Genomic DNA, 19,421 nt, shown 5'->3' with positions numbered 1-19,421 from the left:
GCCCCAGGCAACCCACCCAAACCATGCAATATATGCCGCCGCGCCCCCCGCCCGCCCGCCCCCCCCGCCCCCCACGGCCAGCGCGCAGGCAAGGGCCAGCACGGTACGGCGCAGGAAAGACAATCGGGACACGTGACGCTCCATCTTCATCGGTGGCTAGGTGGCGGTTCCAGAACCGATTGGGCCACAGGCACCGGCTGAAGTTGCTGCGCGAATGGGGGAGCCCGTTTGGCGGAGTGGCGCCGGGTGGCGCGGCGTGGCGCAGGGGCCCGGTTTACCCCCCGCCGCGGCAATCAAGTTTCAGCCCCGTGTGCCGTTCTTCACAAACAAGAGCGGGAGCCATTCCGCCAATCCCTTCCCAGCGCGGCCAGAGTGGGCATGAGCCCGCCGCCCACCGCGCCAGAACCGACCCAACGAGAACACCATGACCCAGCGACTCGACGCCCGATGGCGAAGCGAAGTGACGGAGGCTCTACGTACCGTGGAGGCGCAGTTCGGCGTGGCACCGCAAAGCCTGCCGCGCGACGCGCTTATCGCGGCCCTGACCGACGCGATCTGGGCAGAGCGTGCCGCCTATGCGCGGGTGCGCCGGACGCTGGTTGCGTGTCCTGAGCTGGCAGACGAATCGATGTGACGGCGCGTCCCGGTGCCGCCGCTGTTTTCAAGAAGGTGATGTGATGCGGTACTGCGGTTCGCTGGACCTGGACCATCTGTTGCGCCAGCCGTTTGCCCAACTGGGCCGGCTGGTGCGCGATGAAGACTCGGGGCGGCCCTTGCCCCCAGTGGAAGTGGCCGCGCGTGCGGTGTTGCTGCGCGCCGCCGGCTACGAGGTGATGCCCACCTGTGGGCACCATGACCGACGTGGCTTCTGCCTCGGCCACGCAGACCAGATCATCGGGATGTAAGCGCTGCGCCTACGACGCATGCGGCACGTGCGCGCAGCCATGCGCACATGCTGTTGCGAACGCGCATCAAGGCCTGCAAAAACGGCGTGCTCGCGTGGTGTGTCATGCACCCGCAAAGCGTTGAGTGGCGCACCTTTTCGGGCATTCCGTTGCCAAAAAGCAAACGGTAAAAATGACTTACATTCCGGTCCTTTTTCCACCCATGGTTCTGGTGCATCCTGAACCAAGATAGATCGCACGGATGGCAGATTGTGCGACGTCGGACGCAACGTCAGGCCGGAAGTCGGAAGTGAACCGAATCGGCCACGCCTGCAATCTGGGGTCAGGGGAAAGAACATGAAGACGCAATATCTCAGCAAACAAGAAATCTACGACGGCGCAGTTCGCCATCTGTTCGGTCAGGGCGGCGCTGCCATCCTGCCGCGCGGCGGTGCTGCGTACCACGGCCAGGGCGGCCGCTGCTGCCCGGTCGGCAACCTGATCGGCGTGCGTGACTACACGACGTCGATGGAAAGCGTGCCGGTGCGCTACATCCTCAAGCCCACCAACGAGATCCCGCGTTACATGGACGCCGGCGTGATCGCGTTGCGCCGCGCGCTCAAGCGTGCCCGCATCGACGTGGATGACCGCGACACCGTTGAGCTGCTCTCCAAGCTGCAGAACGCGCATGACGTGTTCGGCACATGGGAGTGGAAGGAACGCCTGCAGTCGATCGCGCGCCAATTCGGCCTGAGCGGCGCTCTCGTCGATACATTCTGACCGACCGGCCGGTCACAGATCACCCTACAGAGGTGACGCCATGAAAGGGAAGGGGACGTTCCTCGCCATCGAGGACATTTTTGAACGCGTGCGCACACACCTGCTTACGCAGCAATGCCGCTCCGAAGACGCCGACGGCGAGCCGCGTTATCGCGGCCTGGACAACCGCCGCTGCGGCGTCGGCATCCTCATCGACGATGCTTTCTACTGCAGCGCACTCGAGCGCCTGGGCGTGAGCCTGCTGCGTGTGCCGAGCGACGATCCGCTCGCGCGTGCGCTGCGCAGCTCGGGCGTCAATGTCGACGACGATCAGGTGGTGGATCTGCTGATCGATTTGCAGGACATCCACGATCTGGCGGCCATCGAAAGCTGGCCGACGGCACTGGAAGACATTCGCCGCCGCTTGCCCGCCGCGCCGCTGGCAGCCTGAACGATTCAACGTGTGCGAACCCGGCCCTGCGCCGGGTTTGTTATTTCAGCGCATCGAGTTCAGGGTAGTGGCGGAAGATGCCCATCGTGTTGAACGGAATGCGCCGGGGCGATTCCAGATACGCCGCGATGTTCGGCTGCGCCGCCACGCGATCATGCAGCGCTACCAGATGCGGCAGCTCGCGCTCGTAGCGCCGCATGTGGCGCGGAAACGCGTAACGCAGCCCCGCCACGATCTGGAACAACGACAAATCCACATACGTCAGCGCATCGCGCACGGCCCATCGGGGGCCGGCGGGGTTGCGGTCGAGCACGCGCTCGAAGTAATGCAGGAACTTGGGTGCGCGGTGGTCGAGAAAATCCTGCGTGCGGCGCTTCGCTTCGGCCCGCTGGTCTTCGTAGTACTCGCCTGACGCGATGGGGTGGTGCGTGTCGTGAATCTCCACCACGAAATCGGCAATCGTCAGTTGCAGGCCGTGCGTCCATAGGCCACCGGCTTCGTCGTGCGGGGCCAGGCCGTAGTGCTGGCCGAGGTAGAGCAGGATGTTGGCCGTCTGCGCGATCACCAACTGGCCAGTCACCAGGAACGGCGGTGCGAACGGCGGTGTGGGAATGCCGGCATCGTCGAGAAACGCTTCGATGGCCGCTTCATCTTCGCGGCCCAGATCGGTATAGGGCACGGCGGCCTGCTCCAGCGCCAGCCGGACGAATTCGCCGCGGCCCTGGATTTCGGGCCAGTAGTAGAGCGTAGTTTCCATGGTCGGGCGGATGAACGAGGTGGCGGCTGCCCAGCAGGATCGATGCCGCATCGCAGCGGGAACGGTGCCTGCAAACGATAATAGGCGCTCGCCTCTGCGCTTGTTTTCAACCCGTCCGCCGTGAACGCACCGCTTTCCCCATCGCCGGCCATCGAACCCGCTGATCCTTCCCGCTGGCTGGTCCGGGGCCATCCCGGTTATCTGCGCGCCAATCTGGCGCTGTTCGCGGCGGGCTTCTCCACGTTCTCGCTGCTGTATTGCGTGCAGCCCCTGATGCCGATGCTGGCGCACGATTTTGGCCTCACGCCGGCGCAGACGAGCCTGGTGCTGTCGGTGTCCACGCTGCTGCTGGCGTTTGCGATTCTGTTTGCGGGGCTGCTGTCGGAATCCATCCATCGCAAGACGCTGATGGGCGTGTCGCTGATGCTGTCCTCGGTGCTCACGGTGGCGGGGGCGTTGCTGCCGGGCTGGCACGGGTTGCTGGCCACGCGGGCGGTGCTTGGTGTCGTGCTGGGCGGTGTGCCGGCGGTGGCCATGGCCTATCTGGCCGAAGAGGTGCATCCGCAAGGGCTCGGCATGGCGATGGGCTTGTACATCGGCGGCACAGCGTTCGGCGGCATGGCGGGGCGTGTGTTGACCGGCGCCGTGGCCGACCACTTCGGCTGGCGTGCCGCCATGGGTTTTACCGGCACCCTGGGTTTGCTGGCGGCGCTGGCCTTTCTATGGCTGCTACCGCCGTCGCGTCGCTTTGTACCGCGCGAGGGCGTGGTACTGGGCGATCTGGTCGACACGCTGGGCGCGCATCTGCGTGAGCCGGGTCTGCGCTCGCTGTTCGCCATGGGTTTTCTGCTGATGGGCGGCTTCGTCACGATCTACAACTATGCGAGCTTCCACTTGCTCGAAACGCCGTATGCCCTCAGCCAGACGGCGGTGGGCGGCATCTTCATGGTGTACCTGCTGGGCATTGGCGCCTCGGCATGGTTTGGCCGATTGGCGGATCGCCATGGCCGGGGCCGCATGCTGCTGGCGGGCACAGTGCTGATGTCGGCGGGTGTGCTGCTGACATTGGCTGGGCCACTGGTGCTGGTGATTGGCGGCATTGCGCTGCTCACCTTTGGTTTTTTCGGTGCGCACGCGGTGGCCAGCGGCTGGGTCGGGCGCCGCGCGCAGCGTGCCAAGGGGCAGGCCGCGGCGCTGTATTTGCTGGCGTACTACCTGGGCTCCAGCCTGATCGGCACGACAGGCGGCAAGCTCTATGCCCCATGGGGCTGGCCTGGCGTGGTGGCACTGGTGATGGCCTGCATGGCATGTGCGCTGGGCACGGCGGTCTGGCTCTGGCGGCGGGCGCCACTGCCGCAGGGCACGAAGCGCTGAAGTTGTGCGTCCGGGGAATTCGCGTATCGTGCCGTGATCGATGTCTGCACGATCGCTTTTCCTGTCATGCGTACTCATTCTCTCTTCTGGACGCGGCGACTGTGGCCGCTCGCATCGCTTCTGTTTCTGCTGATGGCCGGCGTGGCCCACGTGGCCGACGCGGCGCCGGTCTCGTTTGCCAAGCTGGCCGGGTTGCCGACGTCCACCGCCGGTGCATCGGCGCCGGCGGCGGACCCCGCGCAGACGCGCCAGTCGCTCGACACCGTCATCACGCTGCTCAACAACGAGCAGCAGCGCGCGGCCCTCGTCAATGAACTGAAGCAGTTGCGCGACGGTATGACCGCGCAGCAGAAGGTACAGGCCGAACAGGCGCCGGGCCTGTTGGGTGCGGTGGCCTCGCTCATTGAGAACGGCTCGTTGCAGGCCAATGTGGAAGCCGGTGCGCCGCGCTACTGGCTGCGCCGCATCGAGGCTGCCAGCGGTAACGCCAGCCTGCTCGTCGCGCCCGACAAACGCACGGCGCTGGCCGCCGACTTTGCGAGCACCGTTGGCATCTGGGCCGCCATTGCCGGTGGTCTGCTCGGCCTCGGCTGGCTGATCCGCCGTGTGTTTGGCCTCGCGGCGGGCCTCGGGCCGCATCCGACCACGCGCGCGCTGTTGATCGACGCGCTGCGCAAGATTGGCCCATGGGCCATCTCCTTTGCCGTCATCATGCGGCTCGAGCACGATGCCTCGCCGGGCTTTGTCCTGGCGTTGGTGCTGGCCTACTCCATCGTATGGGGCGCGATCATCACGGCGGGCGTGGCGATGCTGTTCTCGCTCTTTTCCGGCAGTGCGCACCGGCGCGTGGCAGTGGAATACCTGTTCAAGCACGGTATGTGGCCAATCTTTCTGACGGCCGGTCTGGGCGCCTGCGGCGACGCACTGGTCGATCCGCGCGTTGCTTTGGTGCTGGGCGGCTCGCTCAGCCTGCTGCTGGCCACGGTGTGCAACGTGGTGTCGTCATTGATGCTGGCGGTGGGTGCATTGTGGGCGCGCCGGCCCATTGGCCAGTTGATCGCCAATCGCCCGCTGGAGCTGCGCAGCGGCGAGCACACGGGCAACCAGGTCCGCCGCCTGCTGGCAGCGTTCTGGCCTGTGCCGGTGGTGGTGCTGGCGGGCGCCACCGTCATGGCCACGCTGGCCACGCCCGACAACGTTGACGCCGTGGCGCGCCGCGCGGTGATGACGTCGCTGCTGCTGGTGGCGGCGTTTTTCCTGTCGGCGCTGATCCGCCCCCGCGCGCATTGGCGCTCGCAACTGCGTCTGGCGCGCAGTTCGCCGTATGTGGAGCGACTCAAGCATTTCGTGGGTGCGCTGATCAAGCTCGTCATCTGGATCGCCTTCCTTGAACTGGTGCTGCGCGTGTGGGGCCACACGCTGGTGGAGGTGACGCACAGTTCCGTCAACGGCAAGCGCATCGCCGATGCCTTGGTGGGCCTGATCGGCACCGTGTTTGCCACCTGGCTCGTCTGGATCCTGCTCGACACGGCGATCCTGCGCGCGCTGTCGCCAGCCTCGGCGCGGGCGCGGCCCAGCACGCGCGCGCTCACCATCCTGCCGCTGCTGCGCAATGGCCTGAAAGTGACGCTGGTCGTGACAGCCGGCATCGGCGTGCTGGCAAACCTGGGCGTGAACGTGACGCCGCTGGTGGCCGGCGCCGGGGTGATCGGCCTGGCAGTCGGTTTTGGCGCGCAGTCGCTGGCGCAGGATTTCATCACCGGCATCTTCATCCTGATGGAAGACACCATCAGCGTGGGCGATACCGTGGACGTGGGTGTGGCCTCCGGCACCGTCATCAACCTGACCATCCGCACGGTGCGGCTGCGCGATGGCTCGGGGGCGGTGCTGTCGATTCCGTTCAGTCAGATCAAGACCGTGCGCAATCTTTCGCGCGATTACTCGTTTGCCGACTTTGAAGTGCGCGTGGCGATGGAGGCTGAGCCGCAGCAGGCGATTGATCTCGTGCGCACGGCAGCTGACCAGATTGCCGGTGAGCCGCGCTTTGCCTATACGTTGCTCGGCGGTGCGGAAATCTTTGGGCTGGACCGCTTTGAAGGTGGCGCGATGATCGTCAAGGGGCGGTTCAAGACGCGTCCGCAGAAGCAGGCGGATGTGCTGCGGGCCTTCAACGTTGTGCTCAAGGATGTGTTCGACAAGGCGGGCGTGCCGCTGGCGGCGCCGGGGACGGTGTTGCGGACTTCGGCGGCGTTGGAGGAGTGGATGGCGCGGGTTGGGGCGGAGAAAGGGGCGCCTGCTTCTTCCAATGAACCACCGGCCGCGGCACCGGCGTAAGGGCGTTGGGGGGGTGCTGGGGTTTCGTCCCCTGCCGGGGCCGACTCACTTTCTTTGTCTTGCCAAAGAAAGTAAGCAAAGAAAGGCGCGCCCGAGATGGCGAAAGATTCCTTGAATTTCTGTAACCGTGCGGAGAAGGGGGCAAACTCGCTTCGCTCAAACAGGCCTCCTTCTTTTTTCCGCCCGCTTACAGAAATTCAAGGCGCAATCTAGGGCAGGGTACGGCCAAACCGTTTGGGCGCACGTCTTGGCGCCCAGGCCGTGTCTTCGTTTTAGAACCCGTGGCGCATGCCGACCATCACCCCGGTCTGCGAGGCTTTCGGCAGTGCGGCTGCAAGGACGGTGCCGGCGTCCTTCTGGTGGGTGTAGTCCATGCCGACGTACAGCCACGTGCGCTTGCTGACCACGTAGTTCATGATCGCGTAGGCGGTGTAGCGCAGGCCGTCGGGGTCGCGCTGGCGCGTGGCCATGCCGCCGACCACCAGGTTGTACTGGCCGCTGAAGTCGTACTTCACGCCGCCGAGGATGAGGTCGTTCTTGGTGGGCGTGCCGTCGCGATAGTTGATGTAGCCGAGCATCAGTTTTGCGGGACCGACCTGCACGCTGCCGCCCATCGTCCACGTGCGGGTGCCGACCGATTGCAGGTCTTTCTGCTGTTCCCACGCGCCACCGAACGCGAATGGGCCGCTGGCGTAGTTGAGCGACAGCGCACTGTAGTTGCCTGCGGAGAACGCGCCTGCCTGCTCGCCCATGCCGACCATCACGCCGGGGCGCCAGCCGTTGAAATCACCCACGTACTTGACTGCGTTGTCGATGCGGACGCCCGTCGCGGTCACGTGCCACGCCGTCGCACCGAGGTTGCCGATGGAAAGCGCGTCGTACTGGCCGGCCGTGTTGAAAACGAGGTTCTCTTGCCGGCCGAACGTCAGCGAGCCGAACCCGCCTTCCAGCCCGACGTACGCCTGGCGCCCGAACAGGCGCGACGTTGCGGGTGTGGTGGGTTTGTAGCCGCCCAGGCCCATGTCGTTGGTGGAGCCCACGCCCGTGTCCGGCGCGAAACCGCTGACCAGGTGGAACACGGCCTTCAGCCCGTTGCCCAGGTCTTCCGAGCCGCGAATGCCGAAGCGGCTGCCGCTGTAGTAGCCGCCCGCCATCTCGGCCTTGCCATGGCCGTCGGCGTCGTTGTTGGTGCTGTAGCGCAGGCCGGTTTCCATCACGCCGTACAGCGTGACGTTCGATTGCGCGTGCGCAGCGCTGCAGGCAAGCAATGCCGACAATGCGACGGCCGATAGCGGAATGGAACGGATCAAGGTGGTCATGTGGCTCCCTTATTGTCGTCACGACTGTTGTGTTGGCCGGAATGGGTTTCCGGCCTGGCTCGGGGGCCGACTCTCAGGCAAGTCTGATCTGTAAGGGTTGAAGTTACGCATGCACCGGCAAAGCGCCGCCCACGTCGCGCAGGTCGGGGCATTGCCCGCTGAAGGGGCATTGAGCGTAAACCGCGGACTTACAGATTCTTGGGGGTTTTCCCTCGGGCAAGCGGTGGGCCGGGGTGCTGCCGCTACACTGGCGACGCTGATGTCCGACCACCGCCCACGCACCGCCATGCCATCGCTCTCCGTTCCCGTGCTCAACGCCTTGCGCGACAAGCTGCGCGCGCTCTCGCCGGCGCAGCAGGGCGTGGCGCGGCTGATCCTGGAAGCGCCGGAGCTGTCGCTCGAACAATCCGTGGAGACGCTGGCCGTGCGCGCCGGCGTATCGATGCCCACCATCGTGCGGATGTGCCAGGCGCTGGGCTTTGAGGGGTTGCGCGAGTTCAAGGCCACGCTCGCGGCCGAACTGGCGCACGCGCAGCCAACGCTTCCTGGCCATGTCGGCCGGGCTGACCCGCCGGCGCTGGTTGCCAGCAAGGTCATCGACGGGGCTGCACGGGCGCTGGGGAAGCTGCGTGAATCGCTGTCCACCACGCAAATCGACGCCGCCGCCGAGCGCATCGCCCGCGCGCGCCGCGTCGATTGCTATGCGGCCGGTGCGGCCTCGTCGTTCATGGCGAACGACATGCAAGCACGGCTGATGCGGCTGGGGCTGGCGTCCAATGCCTACTTTGATGCGCACCTGCAGCTCGTGTCGGCCGCCATGCTGGGCGCGTCCGACGTCGTGGTGGCGTTCTCGCACGTGGGGCGCATGCCGTATCTGCTGGAGTCGATTGCCTATGCGGCGGAGCAGGGCGCGTGCGTGATCGCCATCACTCAGGCAGGCACACCGCTGGCCGAACGCGCGCAGATCGCGCTGACGGTGGATGTGCCGGAAGACGCCGTGATGCGCGTCGGCACCGAGGCGTACCTGGTGCATCTGACCGTCATCGAGATCTTGATGACCTGCGTGGCGCAACGCCGCGATGAGATGGTGCGCTCGCGCATGCGGGCGATCCAGCGATTGCTCACCGAGCGCAGCGTCGACCGCCCGTAAGCGAAGAGGGCGAAAAAAAAGGCGCCGCGCGGGCGCCATCCACAACGGACGCAGTGTTCAGAGCCGCGAGATCGCCAGCCCGATTGCCAGCACACTCCCTAGCCCGAAGATCGTCCAGCCGACCGTGCGGCGCTTGGTGGTCATCACCCACAGCCACAGGCCCGAGATCGACAGGAAGATCAGGCAGCCGGCCAGCGTATCCACCAGCAGAATCCAGGGCACCGTCATGCCGACGCCCTTGTGCAGATTCATCAGCGTGCCGAGGAAGCCATTGTCGGTCTGGCGGATCGAGACCGAGCGGTTGCCGGCCCAGTATTCGGCCTGGAGTTGCGTGGTGGCGCTGCCGAAGTTGAAGGTCCACTGTTCGGGCTGCATCAGCGGCTTGGCGGCGGTGTCGCGCGGCGCATCGGCGCGCTGCTCGCCCTTGGCGCCTTCACCCTTGGCCGGGCGTTCGGCCCAGGCGACCGGCTTGGCTTTTTCCACGCGCGTGCGGGTGGCGGGCTCCGGCGTTTTCAGCGTTTGCTGCAGCCAGGCGCCCATCGCTTCGGGCGTGGCGGGCACGGGGTCTGGCAGGGCGATCTGCACATTGGTGCGCTGTTGCGCCACCGGCAGCTTCAACACCGCCCGGTGGTTCAGCCAGATGCCCGACACACCAAAAATCAGGCCCATCACCGCGCCCCACAATCCGAACCAGCCGTGCGTCTTGCGCAGCCAGCGGACGATCGTGGCGCGGCGATTGGCGGGGTGTTCGGCCTTGGTCTTCGCCGGGCGGACGTTGGCGGCCGGCTCAGCCGGAAGCGGGGGATGGGACAGGTCGGTCATGAAGCACAAGGCGGCACACGGGCCGCCGGAGGGAGGCGAATCGACCGGCCAATATAGATGAGAATGATTCTCGTTGCAATCAGGTGCAGGTTACAGCGTAATACGCTCCAACGCCCGCCGCGACGCCTCATCCGCCGGATAGAAGCACTCGATGCGCATCTCCTGCAGCCCGGCATCGCGCGGGGTGCCCAGCGTGGTGAGCGTGGAGAACAGCGAGATCGTCACGCCGTCGCGCTGCAGTGAGACCGGCAGGAAGGGCGGCGGATCGCCGGCGTCCTGCGCGGAAGCAGGCGAAGAGGCGGGCGCCGGCGCATCCGCCGCATCAAACAGCGCCGGTTGCAGCGCGCGGATGTCGGCCAGCAAGCGCTGCATGGCCGGGTCGATGGCGTGCAGCGCCAGTTCCTGCCGCACGCGCCGGGCCAGGTGGCGGCCGACGACATCGCGGTTGCCGATGGCTGGCCATAGCGCAGCCGGGTCGAACACCAGCTTCATCATGTTGACGGCGCCCGGCGCACCTTCGGCCCGGTCGTCGCCGATGGCCCAGCGCATCAGGCGGCGATGCGCGGCATTGGCATCGAGCACATGCCAGAAACGGTCGAGCACGATGGCCGGATACGGCGCCTGCTTGTCGAGGATCAGCTTCACCGCATGGCGCACCGCCAGCATCATCGGCGAGGTCTCATCGGTCGGCGCGGCGAGGCCCTGTTCGGAATAGGCGGGGGCGAAACCGGCCGCCAGCAGCATCTGGTTGCGATGGCGCAGCGGCACGTTCAACTCCTCTGCCAGTTGCAGGATCATGTTCCGGCTGGGCGCCGCGCGGGCCGATTCCAGAAAGCTCACGTGCCGCTGTGACACACCCGCCGCCAGTGCCAGCGCCAATTGGCTATACCCCCGCCGCGTGCGCCAGAAGCGCAGCAACTGGGGAAAGCGCGAGAGCGCTGCGTCGGGCGGATGGCTCGCCACTTGGGCGGCATCCGCGTCTTCAAGCATGAGGGTCTCGCCGTCGGCAGGCGAGGTAGGGGCGGGCTTGGCGGGTGTCATGTCACCTATTGAAGCAGAGTCGGGTAGCAGCGGCGATTACCTGTCGCGTAATTGTGACCGTGCCCGGCGGCGCCAATACTGAGTCCATCCCCGACACCCCGAGCAGAGTGCCCATGCAGCGCGAACCGATCGACTACCCCGCCGATGCCCTTCCGACCCGCGACGACCGCGTCCGCACGGCCGACGGCTGGACGCTGCCCGTGACGATCACCAGCCCTGGCCTGGGCGCGCACGGCACGGTGGTGGTCTGCTCGGCACTGGGCGTGCCGCGCCAGTTCTACGCGGCGTTCGCGCGCGGGCTGTGCCTGGCGGGCTGGCGCGTGGTGACGTTCGACTATCGCGGCATTGGCGAGGCGGCGGCGACCGGCCCCGGCACACCGCGCTTTGCCGACTGGGGCCGGCAGGACATCGACGCGGTGCTGAAATGGGTGCACGACACCCTCGTCCCCGAGGGCTGCGGCGGCCGCAGGCTGGTGGTGCTGGGCCACAGCGCGGGCGGGCAACTGGCGGCATTGGCGCCGCACATCGTGCATGCCGATGCGCTGGTGCACGTGGCGGTGTCACTGGCGAATGCGCGGCTGTGGCCGTGGCGAGGGCCGCTGACCCGTCCGCAACTGGCGTGGCTGCTGCGCGTGCGGATTCCGTTGGCGGTGGCACGTGTGCGCGGCGGCATGCTGCCGCTGACGGCCATCGGTATGGGGCCGATGGCGATTCCCGCTGCCATCCTGGACGACTGGGCACGCTTGGCCCGCCGGCGCGGTTATCTCTTCGCGCCGCGTGCGGGGCTCGATACCTCCCGCTACCCGAGGCTTACCGTGCCGCTGCTCGCCTGGGGGTTTGACGATGACCCGATGGCACCGGCCAACGCCATCGACGCGCTGGTCGCGCAGTTTCCCGCCACGCGCGTCACGCGCCGCCAGGTAGGGGGCGCCGCGCTGGGTGCCAAGGGCGTCGGGCACATGGGCTTTTTCCGGGCCTCGTCCGGCGCGCCGTGGTGGCGCGAGACGGCGGCGTGGCTCGATGCCCTGGGCTGAACCGGCCTTTGCGTTCCCGCGCGCTTAGAACGTGTAGACGACGCCCGTGCCGCCAAAGTAGCTCTGCTTGTTCTGCACGATGGGGCTCTTGGCCGCGTTGCCCAGCAGGCGCGAGGTGCCGACCGCCGTCTGCACCGCCCAGTGGCGGGAGAACTCGTGCCTCCAGGCCACCGTGAGCGTGGCGGCCTGCAGGCCGCTGCCCGCGCTGTACTGCGCAAAGCCGCTGTTGGCCGACTGCTGCGGGGTCACCCCGAAGTACGTCTGCATGTACTTGCCGGAGCCGAAATGCAGGCTCGGGCTCACGGTGATCTTGTCGCTGCCCCAGCTCACGACCGGCGCTGCCACGTCAATGTGGCCGGACCAGCCGCGCTCGCGGTTGGTGAGGGGCACTTCCAGCGTGGCGCTGCCCACGGTCTCGCCGATGAGCTTGCCGCCCACCGTGAACACGCCCAGCAGCGAGCCCTTGACCGAACCCATGCCCTTGAGGTGCTCCGAGCCGGGGCGCCCATAGCGGTTGGTGTCGGAGCGGCCCGGGTCGTACGAGAGCGCGGCCGAGGCGAACATGCCGTTCAGGAAGCGGAGGGCATAGCCCGCGCCACCCTGGGTTGGGTCGATGAACCAGCCGTTGCCGAAATCCGCCCGGAAGCCCGGGCCGGCCGTCACGGTGTACTGCTTGCTGCCCTGGTAGCGCGGCGCCACGCCTGCGTTGAGTGAGAGCGAATACGACGCCTCGTCGGCATACACCGAAGACGGCGACAGCCACATGCCTGAGAGCACGGCCAGATAAGTCACGGAGAACCGCGGGGAGAGACGATTGAGCACGTAGGACCTCTTGTTGGACCTCTTGAGAGAGAGCCCGCAGTCTGGCGAGGTGCCACGCGCACGTCTGTCTGGAAATTGCCGGGAAGTTGTGCGCAATTGTGCGCGAGTGTCTGCAAGTTTCTCCGCCCCATCCGCTCGCAAGGCCCTCGCCGTACACTGCGCGCCACCACAAAAAGAAACGGGGGTACGAGCGATGACCGGCATGACCGACGAGCCGCTCAAGACCAAGGTGCTGCTGATCGAAGACGACGACCGCCTCGCGCAGCTTGTCAGCGAATACCTGGGCAACTACGAATTTGCAGTCGAAGTGGTGCGCCGCGGCGACATTGCCGTGGCCGCCGTGCGCGAACACCAGCCCGCGCTGGTGATCCTCGATCTGATGCTGCCGCACATGGACGGCATGGAGGTGTGCCGGCGCATCCGCGCGTTCTCGCGCGTGCCGGTGCTGATCCTGACCGCGCGCGTGGATACGTACGACCAGGTGGCCGGACTGGAGATCGGCGCCGACGACTACGTGCTCAAGCCCATCGAGCCGCGCCTGCTCGTCGCCCGGGCCCGCGCGCTGCTGCGCCGTTCGACGCCGGCCATGTCGACGTCCGAGCCGGTGGCGCCGCGCGAGGATGCGCTCGTCTTTGGCGAACTCGCCATCTCGCCACCCAACCGCACCGTCACCTGGCGCGGCCAGCCGGTCGACCTCAAGACGGCCGAGTTCAACCTGCTGCTGATCCTGGCGCGCGCCGCCGGCACGGTGCTCAGCCGCGACGACATCCTCAAACAGTTGCGCGGCATCGAGTTCGACGGGCTGGACCGCACGGTCGACTCGGGCATCTCGCGCCTGCGACGCCGCTTTGGCGATGCCTCGCCCGAGCCGCACAAGATCAAGACGATCTGGGGGCGCGGCTATCTGTTCAGCCCGTCGGCGTGGGAGGACTGAACCATGCTCAAGTCGTTGCTCAAGCTGTACGCAATGGTGGTGGTAGCGGCCGCGCTGGCGCTGATCGGCGTCAACAAGTCGTTCGTCTGGCTGTTCCACGACACGCTCACGCACGGCGAGCGCGAAGTGCGCAAGGGCTACGCCTTCGTGCTGCAGGACTACCTGGACCGCGCAGGCCCGGCCGGGCGCGATGCCGCCATCGCGCGCCTGAACAAGAACGCGTGGGAGAAATTCAACCTCGTCGATCCGGATGCCGTGCCGGATTTCTCGGCCCAGCAGCGGCGCGATCTGGGCGAACACAAGCTCGTGCTGATGACCAACGGCAAGGACTACTACCTGCCGCTACGCGACGGCACCGTGCTGCACGCCTACAGCGAGGACATGGACTACCTCGGCATCCAGTTGATCGCCTACTCGCTGATCGCCATTGCCGCGCTGCTGCCGCTGCTGCTCTGGGTCTGGACGCACTGGCGCGACCTGCGTGTGCTGGAAGACGCGGCGCGCGGCTTTGGCGCCGGCAATCTGGCGACACGCGCCAATCTGCGCAAACGCTCGAACGTCTATGCGCTGGCGCGCCAGTTCGACGAGATGGCCGAGCGCATCCAGGGCTCGATCCAGCACCAGCGCGAGATGATGAACGGCATCTCGCACGAGCTGAAGACGCCGATTGCGCGGCTGGAATTCGGCATCGCGCTGCTGCAGTCGCCGGTGTCGCCGTCGTCAGAAATGCAGCGCAACGTGCGGCTCGATGCGCTGCGCCGCGACGTGCGTGAACTCGATGAGTTGGTGAGCGAGCTGCTGGCGTTGAGCCGCCTGGAGCAGGGCGCCACGCACCTTGTGCTGATGCGCGTGGGCGTAGGGGAGTGGCTCGACAGCGTGGTTGCCAGCGTCGCCAACGATGTGGCCGACCGCCAGCTCACCCTGGCCGTGCATGCGGAGGCCGCCCCCGCGCACCACGTGTGCGACCCGCGCCTGCTGGCGCGCGCGCTGCTCAACCTGATCCGCAATGCCACGCGCTATGCCAGCCACACCATCACCATCCGTGCCGAAGCGGGCCCCGCCGGCGCGCTGCGCCTGACGGTGGAAGATGACGGCCCCGGCATTCCCGAGCCAGATCGCGCGCGCGTGTTCGAACCGTTCCTACGGCTCGATGCCAGCCGCGACCGCCACACCGGCGGCTTTGGGCTGGGGCTGGCGATCGTGCGGCGTATTGCGCTGGTGCATGGCGGCGATGTCCGCCTCGATGCGGCAACGGGCGGCGGTGCGCGCTTTGCGCTGCTGCTGCCTGACATGGCGATTCCACCGCTGTAGGCGCGGCTGGATCGGTCAACCCCTGGGGCTAGGCCTCGTCGCCGCCCGGTCGATGCAGGAACGCGCTCGGGCTGCTGCCGAATGCCCGGCGGAACATCGCGGAGAACGCGCTCTGGCTGTTGTAGCCCAGCTCCTGCGCCACGCGTGACAGCGGCATCCCCTGCGACATCATCGGGATCGCGCTGGCGAGCACGGCCTGCTGCCGCCACTGCGAGAAGCTCACGCCCAGCTCGTCCCGGAAGCGCCTTGCCAGCGTGCGGGCGCTGGCGCCGACGTCGCGGGCGAGGGCGTCGAAGGTGAGCGAGGTGCCGGGGTCGGCCATTACGCGTTCGCACAGAGCGCGCAGGCGCTTATCGGCGGGCATGGGCAAATCCAGCGGCAGCGGCGCGCTGCGGCGCAGCTCGTCGAGGATGAGCATGGCCAGCGCCTGCTCGCGCGCGGCTGGCAGCGGCTGGCGGATGTCCATCGCGGCAATCAGCTCGCGCAGCAGTGGCGACACCTCCATCACGCGGCACTGCGCCAACGCGCCCGTCACCACGGATGGGTCGGCATACAGCGTGCGCAGGAAGGCTGCCTCGACCACCCACACCTCATGTTCGATGCCGGGCGGGATCCAGATCGCCCGCGAGGGCGGCACCACCCAGGCGGTGTCGCCGGCCTGCACGCGCAGCACACTGTTGTGGCTATACGCCACCTGCGCCCACGGATGCGTATGGCGCGGAAACCGCGTGTTGGCGTCCATCTGCCGCGTGTAGAGCCGCACCGGATGCGCCACTGAGGGCGGCGTGCGGCCTTCGATATCGGTAGGCAGGATGCGCTGTGGCATGGCGGGTTTGCGACAGAAACGGTCGGGCCAGTGTAAATGCGCCGGCAGGGCTTGTCGAAGCCAGATGTCGATGGCAGGCTATCGCCCGGCGTCGATGATGTTTGACGTCACACAAAAAAGCGGATCGCTCGAGCGGTCTCGACAAAAACGCCGTTGCCCACGAGGCACGCGGCGAAATGGGTGCGAACAATGCAAACGGGAAATCACACGCGTAGCCGGGGGGCGCGCGGGGCGATGGGGTGGTTGCGGCCGTGGGCCGCGCTTGCCATGGGTATGGCATGCATGGCTGCGTTGACAGCGCCGGCCGCCCACGCCGACATCAGCATCATCCAGTCCTTGCCGCTGTCCGGTACACAGGCCGCGACGGGGCGGGCGCTCAATGCCGGAGCGCGCCTGTATTTCGACTGGCTCAACCTCGACGGCGGTATCAACGGCGAAACCATCCGCCTGGTCGCCCGCGACGACGAGCAGAAGGTCGAGCAGACCCTGCGCAACGTGCGCGACATGTCCAAGGTCGACAACCCCGTGGCGGTGCTCACCGTGGTCGGCACCGCCAATGTGGAAGCGCTCATGCGCAGCGGCGTGCTGGCCGAAGCCAACCTGCCGCTGGTCGGGCCTGCCACGGGCGCGTCGAGCATGACCGGCGATCCGCTGGTGTTCCCGATCAAGGCCAGCTACCAGCAGGAGATGGACAAGATGATGGGGGCGCTCGTCACCATCGGCGTCACGCGCATCGGTGTGCTGTATCAGGACGATGCGCTGGGCAAGGAGGCGCTGGCGGGCGTGGAGCGCTCGCTCAAGCCGCACAAGCTAACGATTGCAGCCACCGCCTCGTACCCGCGCAATACGGCCTCGGTCAGCGCCGCTGTCGACAAGCTGCTCGGCACCGATGTGCAGGCCATCTTCCTGGGCGCCACGGCGGAACCCGCCGCGCAGTTCATCAAGCAGTACCGCGCACGCGGCGGCGGCGCACAGCTCCTGGGGCTGTCGTCCATCGATCCGGGCATCCTGCTCAAGGTGGCCGGCATCGATGCGGTGCGCGGCTATTCGCTGGCGCTCGTGATGCCGAACCCCGGTAAGGGCGTGAACCCCGTCATCCGCGAATTCAACCGCGCACGCACGGCCGTGGGCGCCAAGGATGTCGAACTTTCATTCCGAGCGGTTGAAGGCTTTGTGGCCGCCAAAGTGCTGGCCGAAGCCGTGCGCCGTGCCGGCCCCAAGCCCACGCGCGACCAGGTGCGCCGCGAGCTGGCCCACCTGCGCAACTTCGATGTGGGGGGCGGATTTATCGTGGACTTTTCCGACCGCACGCGCCCGGGCTCGCACTATGTGGAGCTGGGCGTGGTGGGGCCGAATGGGCTGGTGATCCAGTAACGCTGAGGCTGCGATGATGGGGTTCGTGACGCCGAACGCCGAGTTCCGAACCCCGGGCACGGCGTTCTGAACCTCAAGCGTGAGCCTATTTGCTCGGCACACCGAGTCCAGAACTCGGAGCGTGAGGTTTCTGACTCGGCCCGCAGAGTCGGGAACGCCAGACGTGAGGTTTTTTTCTCGACGGTGTGGGGTTCGGAACGCCGAGCGTGAGCCTTTTTGCTTGGCGTGTCTGGTTCGGAACCCCAAGCGAGGGGTTTTGTTCTCGGGGGATGGGGTTTGGGACTCGGCAGGGGTGGCTGGAGTTTGGATTCTTTTGGTTTTGGTTTCTTGCTCGTTTCGTCCCCTGGCCGGGGCGACCTACTTTTCTTTGTCTTGCCAAAGAAAAGTAGGCAAAAGAAAGGCGCGCCCGAGATGGCGACCCATCCCTTGAATTTCCGTAACCGGGCGGAGGCGGGGAAAACTCGCTGCGCTCAGACAGTTCCCCGCCTTTTTACCGCCCGCTTACGCAAATTCAAGGCGCCATCAAGGGCCTAACGTCAAAAGAGAAAGGCCAACCCGTCGTGAGGTTGGCCTCGTCGTTTGGGGCTGCGCTTAGATGGTTTGGCCTTTGACTTTCCTGCCCTAGATGGCGCCTTGAATTTCTGTTGCAGGGAGGAAAAAGGAAGGGAAACTGTCTGAGCGAAGCGAGTTTTTCCCTTCCCCTCCCTGCGACATAAATTCAAGGAATCTTTCGCCATCTCGGGCGCGCCTTTCTTTTGCTTACTTTTCTTTGGCAAGACAAAGAAAAGTGAGTCGGTCCCGGCAGGGAACGAAAGGGGGATGGACCAACAAAAAAAAATCCCAGCAGAAAGCCAACAGCACAAAGCAAAACGCCCCTCAGAGAGATTCCCCTCCGAGAGGCGTTTATTCATCCACGATGCGTGTCAGGCCACAGGTGCCGTACCCGCACCATGCACGTGCCGGCCCGCCGGCTTGACGATCGCCAGCGTGGCGATCAACCCGCACAGCGCGGCAAACGACACCCATACGCCCGGCATCGCCTTGTTGCCGGTGGTGTGGATCAGCCACGTGGCAATCGCGGGAGTGAAGCCGCCGAAAATGGCCGTGGCCAGGCTGTATGCCAGCGAAAAGCCGGTGGTGCGGACTTCCGGCGGCATGATTTCGGTGAGCGTGACGACCATCGCGCCGTTGTAGCTGCCATACAGGAACGACAGCCAGAGCAACACGGTCAGCATGCGGGCGAACGACGGTGCGGCAACCAGCCACTGCATGGCCGGGTAGGCCGTCACCAGCATCAGCACCGTAAAGAGGATCAGCAGCGGGCGGCGGCCGACGCGGTCAGACACCGCGCCCATCACCGGCAGCCAGAAGAAGTTCGAGGCGCCCACGCACAGCGTGACGATCAGGCTGTCCATGTCGGACAGGTGCAGCACGCTCTTGCCGAAGGTCGGCGTGTAGGCGGTGATCAGGTAGAACGACACCGTGGTCATCACGACCATGAGCGTGCCTGCGCCCACCAGGCGCCAGTTCTGGCCCATCGAGCGGAACACGGCGGCCAGGTCCGGGCGGTGCTTGCGCTTCTGGAACTCTTCCGTTTCTTGCAGCGAGCGACGGATGATGAACAGGAACGGCACGATCAGGCAGCCGATCAGGAACGGCACGCGCCAGCCCCAAGCGCTCATCTCGGGCGGCGGCAGCAGGTACGACATCACCACGCCCAGCAGCGCGGCAAACATGACCGCTACCTGCTGGCTGGCCGATTGCCAGCTCACGAAAAAGCCCTTCTTGCCCGGGGTGGCGATTTCGGCCAGGTAGACCGACACGCCGCCCAGCTCCACGCCGGCCGAAAAGCCCTGCAGCAACCGGCCGATCAGGACCAGCAGCGGCGCCGCCAGCCCGATGGTTGCGTAGCCCGGCACCAGCGCGATCAGCAGCGTGCCGCAGGCCATGAGCGCGAGCGTGACGATCAGGCCCGTGCGGCGGCCGTGACGGTCGATGTACGCGCCCAGGAAGATCGCGCCAAGCGGCCGCATCAAGAAGCCGGCGCCAAAGGTCACGAGCGACAGCATCAGCGAGAGGAACTCGTTGCCGGCCGGGAAGAAGGTGTCGGCAATGGCCTTGGCGTAATAGCCGTAGACCATGAAGTCGTACATTTCCAGGAAGTTACCGCTGACCACCCGGAAGATGCTGCGGGCCTTGGATTCGTTGGGGTTGGAGGTATGCATGAAG

Annotated in this window: 18 protein-coding genes; 11 read left to right on the top strand and 7 right to left on the bottom strand. The window is 66.4% G+C overall.

Features of this window, described 5'->3' with window-relative positions; all coding sequences use genetic code 11:
* Positions 1 to 424: 424 nt before the first annotated feature.
* The 4 genes from R2N16_RS24345 (at position 425) to R2N16_RS24330 (ending at position 2,094) form a co-directional block, all read left to right on the top strand.
* Positions 425 to 634, top strand: coding sequence for a hypothetical protein (locus R2N16_RS24345; RefSeq protein ID WP_316669427.1), 210 nt, complete (start codon positions 425 to 427; stop codon positions 632 to 634).
* Positions 635 to 677: 43 nt separating this feature from the next.
* Positions 678 to 905, top strand: a complete 228-nt coding sequence (locus tag R2N16_RS24340) for a hypothetical protein (protein WP_316669425.1) — start codon at positions 678 to 680, stop codon at positions 903 to 905.
* Positions 906 to 1,241: 336 nt separating this feature from the next.
* Positions 1,242 to 1,664, top strand: coding sequence for a hypothetical protein (locus R2N16_RS24335; RefSeq protein ID WP_316669423.1), 423 nt, complete (start codon positions 1,242 to 1,244; stop codon positions 1,662 to 1,664).
* 40 nt (positions 1,665 to 1,704) lie between these two features.
* Complete coding sequence (locus R2N16_RS24330; RefSeq protein WP_316669422.1) at positions 1,705 to 2,094, top strand: hypothetical protein; 390 nt, start codon at positions 1,705 to 1,707, stop codon at positions 2,092 to 2,094.
* A 40-nt stretch (positions 2,095 to 2,134) separates the two neighbouring features.
* Here R2N16_RS24330 and R2N16_RS24325 read toward each other — a convergent pair whose 3' ends face one another.
* On the bottom strand, positions 2,135 to 2,851 hold the full coding sequence (locus R2N16_RS24325; RefSeq protein ID WP_316669432.1) for a glutathione S-transferase: 717 nt from the start codon (positions 2,849 to 2,851) through the stop codon (positions 2,135 to 2,137).
* Positions 2,852 to 2,971: 120 nt separating this feature from the next.
* Here R2N16_RS24325 and R2N16_RS24320 point away from each other — a divergent pair, with 120 nt between their 5' ends.
* Positions 2,972 to 4,225, top strand: a complete 1,254-nt coding sequence (locus R2N16_RS24320) for an MFS transporter (protein WP_316669420.1) — start codon at positions 2,972 to 2,974, stop codon at positions 4,223 to 4,225.
* 66 nt (positions 4,226 to 4,291) lie between these two features.
* Positions 4,292 to 6,559 (top strand): mechanosensitive ion channel family protein, encoded by a 2,268-nt coding sequence (locus R2N16_RS24315; protein WP_316669417.1) that lies wholly within the window; start codon positions 4,292 to 4,294, stop codon positions 6,557 to 6,559.
* Positions 6,560 to 6,831: 272 nt separating this feature from the next.
* On the opposite strand, the gene R2N16_RS24310 is transcribed toward R2N16_RS24315, so the two are convergent.
* Complete coding sequence (locus R2N16_RS24310) at positions 6,832 to 7,878, bottom strand: porin (RefSeq protein ID WP_316669415.1); 1,047 nt, start codon at positions 7,876 to 7,878, stop codon at positions 6,832 to 6,834.
* A gap of 259 nt (positions 7,879 to 8,137) precedes the next feature.
* On the opposite strand from R2N16_RS24310, the gene R2N16_RS24305 reads away from it, so the two are divergent.
* Positions 8,138 to 9,028: a MurR/RpiR family transcriptional regulator gene (locus R2N16_RS24305; RefSeq protein ID WP_316669413.1), complete on the top strand. Its 891-nt coding sequence runs from the start codon at positions 8,138 to 8,140 to the stop codon at positions 9,026 to 9,028.
* Between the two features lie 57 nt (positions 9,029 to 9,085).
* On the opposite strand, the gene R2N16_RS24300 is transcribed toward R2N16_RS24305, so the two are convergent.
* Both R2N16_RS24300 and R2N16_RS24295 read right to left on the bottom strand, forming a co-directional pair.
* Positions 9,086 to 9,850: a PepSY-associated TM helix domain-containing protein gene (locus tag R2N16_RS24300; RefSeq protein WP_316669411.1), complete on the bottom strand. Its 765-nt coding sequence runs from the start codon at positions 9,848 to 9,850 to the stop codon at positions 9,086 to 9,088.
* A gap of 90 nt (positions 9,851 to 9,940) precedes the next feature.
* Positions 9,941 to 10,891, bottom strand: coding sequence for a helix-turn-helix domain-containing protein (locus R2N16_RS24295; RefSeq protein ID WP_316669409.1), 951 nt, complete (start codon positions 10,889 to 10,891; stop codon positions 9,941 to 9,943).
* A 113-nt stretch (positions 10,892 to 11,004) separates the two neighbouring features.
* Here R2N16_RS24295 and R2N16_RS24290 point away from each other — a divergent pair, with 113 nt between their 5' ends.
* The gene (locus tag R2N16_RS24290; protein ID WP_316669407.1) at positions 11,005 to 11,925 is read left to right on the top strand and encodes an alpha/beta hydrolase family protein; all 921 of its coding nucleotides are present in this window, start codon (positions 11,005 to 11,007) and stop codon (positions 11,923 to 11,925) included.
* 24 nt (positions 11,926 to 11,949) lie between these two features.
* Here the strand turns inward: R2N16_RS24290 and R2N16_RS24285 are convergent, their stop codons facing one another.
* The gene (locus tag R2N16_RS24285) at positions 11,950 to 12,717 is read right to left on the bottom strand and encodes a MipA/OmpV family protein (protein ID WP_316669405.1); all 768 of its coding nucleotides are present in this window, start codon (positions 12,715 to 12,717) and stop codon (positions 11,950 to 11,952) included.
* 232 nt (positions 12,718 to 12,949) lie between these two features.
* Between R2N16_RS24285 and R2N16_RS24280 the strand changes: the two genes are divergently transcribed.
* Both R2N16_RS24280 and R2N16_RS24275 read left to right on the top strand, forming a co-directional pair.
* A complete protein-coding gene (locus tag R2N16_RS24280; RefSeq protein ID WP_316669430.1) occupies positions 12,950 to 13,681 on the top strand; it encodes a response regulator in 732 nt (243 codons plus the stop codon).
* 3 nt (positions 13,682 to 13,684) lie between these two features.
* Complete coding sequence (locus R2N16_RS24275; protein ID WP_316669403.1) at positions 13,685 to 14,992, top strand: ATP-binding protein; 1,308 nt, start codon at positions 13,685 to 13,687, stop codon at positions 14,990 to 14,992.
* 28 nt (positions 14,993 to 15,020) lie between these two features.
* On the opposite strand, the gene R2N16_RS24270 is transcribed toward R2N16_RS24275, so the two are convergent.
* Positions 15,021 to 15,818, bottom strand: a complete 798-nt coding sequence (locus R2N16_RS24270; protein ID WP_316669401.1) for an AraC family transcriptional regulator — start codon at positions 15,816 to 15,818, stop codon at positions 15,021 to 15,023.
* Positions 15,819 to 16,100: 282 nt separating this feature from the next.
* Between R2N16_RS24270 and R2N16_RS24265 the strand changes: the two genes are divergently transcribed.
* The gene (locus R2N16_RS24265) at positions 16,101 to 17,192 is read left to right on the top strand and encodes an ABC transporter substrate-binding protein (RefSeq protein ID WP_316669399.1); all 1,092 of its coding nucleotides are present in this window, start codon (positions 16,101 to 16,103) and stop codon (positions 17,190 to 17,192) included.
* A 923-nt stretch (positions 17,193 to 18,115) separates the two neighbouring features.
* On the opposite strand, the gene tcuC is transcribed toward R2N16_RS24265, so the two are convergent.
* Complete coding sequence (gene tcuC / locus R2N16_RS24260) at positions 18,116 to 19,417, bottom strand: MFS transporter (RefSeq protein WP_316669397.1); 1,302 nt, start codon at positions 19,415 to 19,417, stop codon at positions 18,116 to 18,118.
* Positions 19,418 to 19,421: the final 4 nt, after the last annotated feature.

This window comes from Ralstonia psammae (assembly GCF_958405935.1).
Taxonomy (GTDB): domain Bacteria; phylum Pseudomonadota; class Gammaproteobacteria; order Burkholderiales; family Burkholderiaceae; genus Ralstonia; species Ralstonia psammae.
This window is presented reverse-complemented; position numbering and strand designations above follow the sequence as displayed.